We start from the raw sequence: 10,851 nt of genomic DNA on the forward strand, positions 1-10,851 counted from the left end.
CTCCCAACTTACATTTTTAAACAAATAAGACAAATAATGTTGATATCGAGGTGCCGGAATGAGTGTTTTTAGCAAAGAACAAGTACAAGATATGTATCTATTGACGCCCATGCAAGAGGGAATGTTATTTCACGCCTTGCTAGACGAAGAACATAACTCTCATCTTGTACAGATGTCCATTTCGATTCAGGGCGATCTTGATGTTGGTTTGTTTACCAATAGTCTGCATGTGCTGGTAGAGAGATATGACGTATTCCGTACGCTGTTTCTCTATGAAAAATTAAAGCAGCCTTTGCAGGTTGTCTTGAAAGAACGGCCCATTCCCATCCTTTTTTGTGATTTAACTGCATACGACGAGCAAGAAAAGCAGCAACGCTATACACAATACAAAAGGAATGACCAAGAGAAAACCTTTCATCTAGCGAAAGACTCGTTGATGAGAGTGGCTATTTTCCAAATGACGGAGAGCGAATACCAAATCATCTGGAGTTTTCATCACATACTCATGGACGGTTGGTGCTTTAGCATTATTTTTGATGACTTGCTTTCCGTCTATTTATCCTTGAAGAACGGGGCTCCGATTTCCCTTGATCCGGTGCAGCCATACAGCCAATTTATTCGTTGGCTGGAAAAGCAAGATAAAGAGGCTGCTCTCGCATATTGGAGAGACTATCTGGAACAGTTTGAACAGCAAACTTCCTTGCCGAAATTTGGGAAGTCTTCTAGCAATGCCTTTCTACCAGCGCAATATCGTTTTGTGCTGGACCGCATGCTGACGCAGCAGCTTTCTGCGATCGCAAGTCAAAATCAAGTGACATTGCCAACTGTGATCCAAACCTTATGGGGAATCCTGCTCCAATCCTATAACGCTACGAATGATGTGCTATTCGGCTCTGTTGTATCCGGGCGACCAACAGAAATCGTCGGAATCGAAAAAATGGTAGGGTTGTTTATCAATACCATTCCATTCCGTATTCAAGCGAAAAACGATCAATCCTTTGCCGATTTAATACAGGATGTGCACCAAAGAACACGGCAATCTCAGCCATATGAGCATGTACCTTTGTACGACATTCAAAACGATTCCGTATTAAAGCAAGATTTGATCGATCACCTGATGGTTATCGAAAACTATCCATTAGTCGAGGCCTTGCAGAAAAAAGCAGCGACGCAGCAGGTAGGCTTTGCCATTTCTGATGTCGAGATGTTTGAACCTACGAATTATGACATGACCGTCATGGTAATGCCGAAAGAAGAGATTGCGATACGGTTTGACTATAATGCTGCTGTTTTCGATGAAGGATTTATCCAAAAAATGGCTGGGCACCTCAAGCAGATCGCAGCTTGCGTGGCAAACAATCCGAAGGTCACCCTTCAACAGGTTACCTTGCTGACAGAAACGGAAAAACAACAGCTAATGGCTAGAAATCTTGATACTTCGGCTGCCTATCCTACGAAGACGATGCATGAACTCTTTATGGAACAGGTGGAAAGGACACCCGAGCAGGTTGCTGTCGTATTCGGGGAACAGCATCTGACGTATCGGGAGCTAGACGAAAAATCCAATCAGGTCGCCAGATTTTTGAGAAGAAAAGGGATTGCAGCAGACAGTCTGGTTGGAACGATGATGGATCGCTCCATCGAGATGATTGTCGGAATTCTAGGGGTTCTGAAAGCCGGTGGTGCGTTTGTACCGATTGATCCAGAGCTGCCAGAAGAACGAATTGCCTACATGCTCGAGCATAGCGGGATTCAATTGGTAGTGACCCAGCAGTATTTGCTTGGGAAAGTCTCCGCTTCTACTGAAAAAATCGATATTAACGCTCCAGCCATCTGGGAAGAGAGCAGTGCACCTGTCGAAACGATCAATCATCCAGATGACTTGTTTTATATCATCTACACTTCAGGAACAACGGGGAAACCAAAAGGCGTCATGCTTGAGCATAAAAACATGGCAAATCTGATGCACTTTACGTTTGCCAAGACCAACATCGATTTTCATGAAAAAGTATTGCAGTATACCACTTGCAGCTTTGATGTTTGCTACCAGGAGATTTTCTCCACGCTGCTTTCCGGGGGACAGCTCTATCTCATCACGAATGAGTTGAGACGTCATGTTGAAAAACTGTTTACCTTTATCCAGGAAAATCAGATCAGCATTTTGTCCCTCCCTGTATCCTTCTTGAAATTTATCTTTAACGAAAAAGATTATGCACAAAGCTTCCCGCGTTGCGTCAAGCACATTATCACGGCCGGAGAACAGCTCGTCGTCACGCTTGAGCTACAGAAATATCTGCGTAACCATCACGTATTTTTGCACAATCATTACGGGCCGTCGGAGACACATGTGGTGACCACCTACACCATGGACCCAAGCATGGATATACCGGAGCTGCCACCAATCGGAAAACCGATCAGCAACACTGGCATTTATATTTTGGATGAAAAGCTCCAGATGAAACCAGAGGGGATTGTTGGGGAGTTGTATATCTCTGGTGCGAACGTAGGAAGAGGATATTTGCACAATCCGGAGCTGACTGCGGAGAAGTTTCTCGAGAACCCGTATCAATCAGGAGAAAGAATGTATCGAACGGGTGACCTCGCTCGTTGGATGCCAGATGGCAATATCGAGTTTTTAGGGCGAATCGACCATCAGGTAAAAATCAGGGGTCACCGCATCGAGCTGGGGGAAATCGAATCGCAGTTGCTCAACCACGACGTGATTAAGGAAGCAGTGGTCATTGATCGAGCGGATGAGACTGGCGGAAAGTACTTGTGCGCCTATGTCGTTTTGACAGAAGAAGTCAGCAACGAGGAGCTGCGTACGTACTTATCACGAAAGCTACCGGAGTATATGATCCCTTCGTTCTTTATAAAACTCGAGCGAATTCCGGTCACACCTAACGGAAAAACAGACAGAAGAGCCTTGCCCATCCCTGAGGGGAACGCTTTTACGGGAGCGGATTATCTCGCTCCGACAACCGAACTGGAACAGAAAATGGCAGCGATTTGGGAAAGCGTACTCGGCGTGTCCCCGATTGGCATTCTGGATAATTTTTTCACGCTCGGGGGTCATTCTCTAAAAGCGATTCATCTCATTTCCCGGATGCAAAAAGACTGCCAAGCAGATGTTCCGCTTCGCGTCTTGTTTGATAGACCAACTATTCAAGAAATCGCCAAGTATGTGGAAGGGGTAGAGGAAGGATCGTATCACGCTATTCCGCGGGTCGTCATGCAAGAGCATTATCCCGTATCTTCTGCGCAAAAACGCATGCTGATTTTAAACCAGCTCGATCCAGATAGTACGGTGTACAATTTGCCCGTTGTGACGGTACTCGATGGGGAATTGAATATGCAGCAGATGGAGCATGCCATTGCCAAATTGGTGAGTCGTCATGAATCGCTGCGAACCTCCTTTCATACTATCAACGGCGAGCCGGTTCAACGCATCCATCCGGAATGCAAGCTGCCAATTATTTACATGGAAGCAACAGAAGATCGTTTGAATCAAGTCATCACGGATTTTATGCGTCCGTTTGATTTGGAAAAGGCGCCATTAAGCCGGGTTGGACTGGTCAAACTGGGAGAGCGGCGCCATGTCATGATCATCGATATGCATCATATCATCTCGGATGGCGTGTCATCGCAAATCATCCTGAATGATTTTGCGCAGCTCTATCAAGACAATTCCTTACCAGAGCAGCGCATTCAATATAAAGACTTCGCAGTTTGGGAAAAAGGCTTGGCACAGACAGACGAATACAAAAAGCAGGAAGCGTATTGGACCGAGCGATTCCGTGGTGAAATTCCTGTTTTGAACCTGCCTTTGGACTACTCTCGACCGTCTGTTCAAAGCTTTGAGGGCGAACGTTATTTATTCCGTTCTGAAAAACAGCTGCTGGATGGCTTGCAACGAGTGGCGGCCGATACGGGTACTACGCTCTACATGGTGCTCATGGCAGCCTACCATGTTTTGCTCGCGAAATACTCTGGGCAAGAAGACATGGTGGTCGGAACCGTGACAGCTGGAAGAACGCACCCTGACACGGAAAGCATCACGGGTATGTTCGTCAACACGCTGGCAATGAGAAATCAGCCGGTGGCAACCAAAAGTTTCAAGCAATTTTTACAAGAAGTGAAGGACAATACACTTTCTGCTTTTGAGCATGGGGAGTACCCGTTTGAGGAGCTCGTCGAAAAGCTGTCGGTCAATCGAAATCGAAGCCGCAATCCATTGTTTGACACGTTGTTCATTTTACAAAACATGGATGCCGATCCGATTGAGATCGAGGGCATGACAGTGACGCCGTACGTGCCAGAGGGCAAGATGGCGAAATTCGATTTGTCGCTCGAAGCAACTCAAAACGATGCAGGTCTCTTATTCTGCTTCGAATTTTGCACCAAGCTGTTCAAGCAGGAGACCATCGAGCGCATGTCGCGTCATTACACCCAAATCTTGCAAGAAGTCACCCGGAACACGGATTTGGCTCTCTATGAGATAGAGATGCTCACCGAGCAGGAAAAGCAGGAATTGCTGGTCCATTTCAACGACACATTCAAGCCTGTTCAGTTGGAAAGCACACTTCCCCAGCTATTTGAAGAACAAGTGCTGAAAACCCCTGATCAAATCGCACTGGTTTGCGGGGACCAAAAGTTGACATATCAGGAGCTCAATAAGAAAGCCAATCAGCTAGCTCGCACATTACGGAAAAAGGGAGTAAAGGCTGACCAACGAGTTGGGATTATGGCAAATCGTTCCATGGAGATGGTGATTGGAATCCTTGCCATTCTCAAGGCTGGTGGAGCATACGTGCCGATTGATCCAGAATATCCGAATGATCGCATTGCTTATATGCTGGAAGATTGCGAAGCTCGTCTGGTGCTTACTCATGAGCATCTTGGAACAAAGATTGCTGCTGGGGTGGAATGCCTGTATCTGGAGGATAAGAGTAACTACTCCCGGATCACCACAAACCTTGACCCGATTCATGCGGCTACCAATCTGGCTTACATCATCTACACATCGGGTACGACAGGCAAGCCAAAAGGGGTCATGGTGGAGCACCGAGGTATTGTCAACAGTGTGACGTGGAACAAAGAGGAGTTTGCTTTATCCGTCCATGACAGAGGTTTGTTGGCCCTATCTTTTGCCTTTGATGGTTTTGTTCTTACCTTCTTTGCGTTGATTCTATCCGGTTCAACTGTTGTCTTAACGAAGGATGAAGAAGCCAAAGATCCGATAGCACTCAAAAACCTCATCTCAACATGGAGTTGCAGCTACACGTTATGCGTGCCGAGTTTGTTCCAAGCGATTTTGGAATGCAGCACCACCGAAGAGATCAGTCCAATGAAAATGGCTGTGCTCGGGGGAGAGAAGCTATCGCCGAAGCTGGTTGAGATGTGCAAAGAGATGAATCCGCAGATGATCACTGTCAATGCGTATGGTCCAACAGAAAGCAGCGTTATCGCCACCTATCTGTGCGATACGCTCCCGGATGCTCCGATCACCATCGGACGGCCAATTGCAAACACAAGCATATACATCGTGGACCATGCTCACCAGCTGCTACCAATCGGTGTAGTAGGAGAGATATGCATAGGCGGACTTGGTTTGGCGCGCGGATATTGGAACAAACCAGAGCTTACCGAGGAGAAGTTTGTTTCCAATCCATTTGAGCCAGGTGAACGCATGTACAAGACAGGCGACCTTGGCAGATGGCTCCCGGACGGTACGATTGAATTCGCAGGACGCCTGGATGAACAAGTAAAAGTGAGAGGATACCGGATTGAGATCGGGGAGATAGAATCGGTTCTTCTCAGCTATGAAACGATAAATGAAGCGATTGTCGTTGCTTATCAGGACGATAGTGGGGACGCCTACCTGACAGCCTATTTTACCGGTAAAGAAAACATCCCGGAAGTGGCGCTGCGAACACATCTATCTCAAGAACTGCCAGCGTATATGGTTCCAACTTATCTGGTTCAAATGGACGCTTTCCCGCTCACGCCAAATGGCAAGATCGATCGCAAAGCGCTTCCGAAGCCGGAAGGAAAGCCTACAACAGGTGTGGAGTATGTCGCGCCTGCCAATGAAGTAGAGGCAACACTGGCAAAGATATGGGAAGACGTCCTTGGCATCTCCGGCATCGGAGTAATGGATAACTTTTTTGAGCTGGGCGGACATTCTTTGAAAGCCATGACGGTAGTGGCGCATGTGCATCGGGAGCTTCAAACCGATCTTCCGTTGAAGCATTTCTTTGAACAGCCTACCGTTCGAGCCTTGTCCAGGCTGATCGCAAACAGTGAGAATGCGTCGGATGCATCGATTCAGCCAGCAGAACCACAAGAGTACTACCCGGTATCCTCTGCCCAGCAGCGGATGTACGTGCTCCATCAGTTGGAAGGCGCGGGCATCAGCTACAATACGCCTGGGATGATCATGCTAGAGGGTCAACTGGACCGCGATCAATTGATGCATGCGCTGCAAGCATTGGTAGATCGTCATGAAATATGGAGAACCTCCTTTGAAATGGTAGGAGATCAGCTGGTCCAAAAAATTCATGACCGTGTGGAAGTGGAAATGGAGTATCGGAGTGCAGAAGAACATCAGATCGATGAGACTTTCCATGCATTTGTCCGTCCGTTTGATCTGGCTGTTCCGCCACTGCTGCGCATGGGTCTCGTGCAAATCTCGAATGAACGTCATCTTCTCTTGTATGACATGCATCATATTGCTTCGGATGCCTCGTCCATCACAATTATTTTCAACGAACTGGCGGAGTTGTATCAAGGCAGACAATTACCGGAGCTTCGTATCCAATACAAAGATTTTTCTGTCTGGCAAAAACGCTTTATCGAATCAGATGACTTCAAAAAGCAGGAAGAGTATTGGCGCCATGCGTTTGAGGGGCATAACACTGTCTTGGAGATCCCGACAGATTTTCCGCGTCCAGCTGTGAAAAGCTTTGAGGGTGATCAAATCGTACTTGCTACCGATAGACCTTTGTTGGAAGCTTTACACGCGTTGGCTGCAGAGACGAAAACGACCTTGTTCATGGTCTTGCTTGCCGCCTACAATTTGCTGCTTTCGAAGTATACGGGGCAGGATGATATCGTTGTCGGAACGCCAATTTCCGGCAAGACTCGCGCTGAGCTCGAACCGATTGTCGGCATGTTCGTCAATACGCTAGCAATCAGAAACAAACCGATAGCAGAGAAGACCTTCAGGGAGTTTTTGATGGAAGTCAAGCAGAATGCATTGGATGCCTATGATCATCAGGATTATCCGTTGGAAAGTCTGGTTGAGAAGCTTGGCATTCAACGTGATCCGGGACGCAATCCACTTTTTGATACCATGTTCATTCTGCAAACCGACGATTTGTACCAAAAAACACTTGGTCAACTAACCTATCATCCCTATGAATCGACAAGCGCGCTTGCCATTTCAAAGTTCGACCTGTCTTTTCATCTAACTGAACGAGAAACAGACCTGTTGCTGCGACTGGAGTACAGCACCAAGCTGTTTAGAAGAGACACCGTAGACAGAATGTCGCGTCATTTCATGCAAATTCTACGCAATGTTGCGGCAGACCCTGATAGGCAACTTCAAGCGATTGAGATGTTGACGCCAGAAGAAAAGCAGTTGTTGCTGGTGGAGTTCAATCATACAGACAGAGAGTACGTGGAAGACCAGACGATACAACAGCTCTTTGAGGACCTGGCAGCGAATACGCCTGATCAAACGGCTATTGTATTTGAAGAGAAGCAGATGACGTACCAAGAGCTCAATGAAAGAGCGAACCAGCTAGCCGCGGTTTTGCGGGAAAAAGGGGTAGGTCCTTCGCAAATTGTCGTCATGATGGTAGAGCGTTCCTTGGAAATGGTCATTGCCACACTCGCTATTTTAAAAGCTGGCGGCGCATTTTTACCGGTCGATCCTGATTATCCCGAAGAAAGAATTCGCTACATGATCGAGGACAGTCAGTCGAAGCTCGTGCTTACCCATTCTCACTTGACCCACAAAGTGTCCAGTCAGGCAGAAATTATCGATTTGGACGACGCGGGGAGCTATTCGTCGCATACAGACAACTTGCTTTGCATCAACAAATCGTCAGATCTGGCCTATATCATTTACACGTCTGGTACCACTGGCAATCCAAAGGGCGTCATGCTGGAGCACAAAGGGGCAGCAAACCTACAGGCGGTTTTCAAAAATCAACTCGGCGTAACGCCACAAGATCGTCCAGGGCATTTTGCGAGTATCTCTTTTGATGCATCGGTGTGGGATATGTTTATGGCGCTATTGACAGGAGCGACCTTGTATATCATTTCGCGTGATACGATCAATGACTTCCGCAAATTTGAGGAATACGTCCACAAAAACGGAATTACTATTCTCACGTTGCCGCCGACGTATGCCATTTATCTTGAGCCTGATCGTATGCCGTCATTGCGCATCTTGATTACTGCTGGATCGGCAGCATCTATCGCTTTGGTAGAGCAATGGAAAGAGAAAGTGACCTATGTCAATGGCTACGGCCCTACAGAGAGTACGGTTTGCGCGACACTCTGGAAAGCTTTGCCTCATGAACCAGTTGGTCAGACCATTACGATTGGCAAACCGATTCAGAATACGAAGCTGTTCATCGTGGATGAACAAATGCAATTGAAGACAGTTGGTCAAATAGGTGAATTGTGCATCAGCGGGGTGGCGTTAGCCAGAGGATATTGGAATCGACCAGAATTGACGGCTGAAAAATTCGTCGACAATCCGTTTGTGCCAGGAGAGAAGATGTATCGTACCGGGGATCTGGCCAAATGGCTTCCGGATGGAAATATCGAGTATCTCGGCAGAATCGATCATCAGGTGAAGGTGCGTGGTCATCGGGTAGAGCTGGGCGAAGTCGAGAGTGTTCTGTTGCGATATGAGTCGATTATTGAGGCAGCAGCTATCACACATTTGGATGACCAGGGGCAACCTTACCTGTGCGCATACTATGTAGCTGATGGGGAAGCAAGCCCGGCTCAACTTCGAGAATTTATGGGAAAAGAATTGCCAAATTACATGGTTCCCTCCTTCTTTGTTCAGTTGGATAAGATGCCGTTGACACCGAACGACAAAATTGACCGCAAAGCATTGCCAAAGCCAAGCCACGAAGAAAAATCGGGCAGAGAATATGAAGCACCGCAAAACGAACTGGAACATTTACTTGCAACGACTTGGGCAGAGGTATTGGGAATCGGGCAAGTGGGAATCAAAGACAACTTCTTTGAATTGGGCGGAGATTCTATCAAAGCCATTCAGGTATCCACGCGTTTGCACGCAGCAGGCTGGACGCTGGCGATGAAGGAACTGTTCCAATATCCGACCATCGAACAAGTTGCCGTCCATGTCATACCAAACAACAGAGAGAGCGATCAGGGAGTAGTAGAAGGCGAGATTGGCTTGACACCCATCCAGAAGTGGTTCTTCGAGCGCAATTTCACTGATCGTCACCACTGGAATCAGGCTGTCATGCTGTTCCGGGAGGATGGCTTTGATCCGGCACTTGTTCAGCAGGCGTTCTATAAAATCGTCGAGCACCACGATGCGTTGCGCATGGTATACAAACAGGAGAATGAGACGATCACGCAAATCAATCGAGCACTGACAGGTGAGCGATTCCGCTTCCATTCGTATGACTTGAAAGACCATGCAAATAGCGCAGCTCATATTTTGGAGTTGTCTGATCACATCCAAAGCAGTATCGATCTGGAACAGGGGCCGCTCGTTCACTTGGCGCTCTTCTCCACAAGGGAAGGGGACCATTTACTGATCGCGATTCATCATCTGGTCGTGGATGGCGTCTCTTGGCGCATCTTGTTTGAAGATTTTTCATCTGCCTATTCGCAGGCTCTCCACAATCAGGAGATCGTCTTGCCGAAAAAGACAGATTCATTCAAGGATTGGTCGGCTCAATTGCAAAACTATGCGGAGAGTGAGGAGCTTTTACGAGAAGTTGCGTACTGGCACAACCTCGAGAGCACGGTCACGGCAGAAAAGTTGCCTACTGATTTTGTTACAGCAGATCGTAAACAAAAGCACACACGTACAGCGAAGGTCGAGTTGACAGCCCAAGAGACAGAAAACCTGTTACGCCACGTTCATCATGCCTATCACACCGAAATGAATGACCTGTTGCTGACTGCTTTGGGATTAACCGTGAAAGAATGGGCGAATACCAACTATGCTGTTATCAACCTCGAAGGTCACGGTCGCGAAGATATTCAGAATGAAATGAACGTGACGAGAACGATTGGGTGGTTCACATCCCAGTTCCCTGTTGTGCTTGATATGGAAAAATCAAAGGACTTGTCCTACCAAATCAAGCAAATCAAAGAAAGCTTGCGCCGTATTCCGAAAAAAGGAATTGGCTACGAGATTTTGCGCACGATGACGGCGGATAAACTGCGTCCATCCCTGCAATTTAGCCTGCAACCGGAAATCAGCTTTAACTACCTCGGGCAATTTGATTCGGATGTAAAATCGGGTGGATTTACTTTCTCGCCACTTGGTACGGGTCAGCTTTTCAGTCCAGAATCGGAGAGAGTATTCTTGTTGGATATTTCCGGCATGATCGAGGATGGAAAGCTCCAGATCAGTTTTGGCTACAACAGTCTCCAGTATCAGGAAGAAACCATCGCGAGATTGGCAGATAGCTATCGGAATCACTTGCTCAGCATTATTGAGCATTGCCTATCAAAAGAAAATGGGGAATTGACCCCGAGCGATCTGGGTGATGATGACCTTTCCATGGAAGAACTGGAGAACATCCTGGAATTAATCTAATCAGGCGACATGAGAAATGTTAT

General features: G+C 47.2%; 1 protein-coding gene. It reads left to right on the forward strand.

What is annotated here, in order from left to right:
* Positions 1 to 58: 58 nt before the first annotated feature.
* Complete coding sequence (tycB, locus tag HP567_RS17545) at positions 59 to 10,828, forward strand: tyrocidine non-ribosomal peptide synthetase TycB (protein ID WP_173609245.1); 10,770 nt, start codon at positions 59 to 61, stop codon at positions 10,826 to 10,828.
* Positions 10,829 to 10,851: the final 23 nt, after the last annotated feature.

Source organism: Brevibacillus sp. M2.1A, from assembly GCF_013284355.2.
Classification (GTDB): Bacteria; Bacillota; Bacilli; order Brevibacillales; family Brevibacillaceae; genus Brevibacillus.

What these genes read in the sequence shown, in the direction of transcription:
- tycB (WP_173609245.1), top strand. Translation starts at nt 59, where the DNA reads ATGAGTGTTTTTAGCAAAGAACAAGTACAAGATATGTATCTATTGACG.